This is a genomic window from Methylobacterium indicum (genome assembly GCF_001043895.1).
GTDB lineage: Bacteria > Pseudomonadota > Alphaproteobacteria > Rhizobiales > Beijerinckiaceae > Methylobacterium > Methylobacterium indicum.
On the sequence record NZ_JTHF01000491.1, the window covers coordinates 1 to 521 of the forward strand.

At 76.2% G+C, this 521-nt stretch carries 1 protein-coding gene; it reads right to left on the reverse strand.

Annotated features, from left to right (window positions below; all coding sequences use genetic code 11):
• Positions 1-76 precede the first annotated feature (76 nt).
• On the reverse strand, positions 77-521 hold a 445-nt coding region (locus QR78_RS31675), incomplete at its 5' end, for a WecB/TagA/CpsF family glycosyltransferase (RefSeq protein WP_048431619.1).

Here is a 521-nt window from a genome sequence, read left to right on the forward strand (position 1 = left end):
CCCGCCGACCTCGCCGCGCTGGCGCGGACCTCCGTGAACCCGGAGGACTTCGCCGCGCTCGCCGAGGGCACCGGGCTCAGGCTGCCGGCGATCCCGTTCGCCCGGATGCGCCGGGAGCGCGCGGCGGGGGCGCCTTTTTCGCGCTGAGGGCGTCGCGCGCGGCGATCAGGAGGAAGCGCGGGATCGTGTCGAGGTAGCGCCGCCACAGCCGCCGCGGCTCGCGGGCGAGGCGGTAGGCCCATTCGAGGCCCGCGACCTGAAAAAACCTGGGCGCCCGCGGGATGCGGCCGGTGGCGACGTCGAAGGCGGCGCCGACCCCCATGGCGACCGTGCCCGGCAGGTGCGGCGCATGGGCCGCCATGAACAGCTCCTGCTTGGGCGTGCCGAGGCCGACCCAGACGATCTGCGCCCCCGAATCCCGGATGCGGGCCCGCATCGCTTCGGTTTCGGCGGCGTCGAGGGGGCGGAAGGGCGGCGTCTCGACGCCGGCCACCTGCAGGCCCGGGATGCGGGCCCGCATC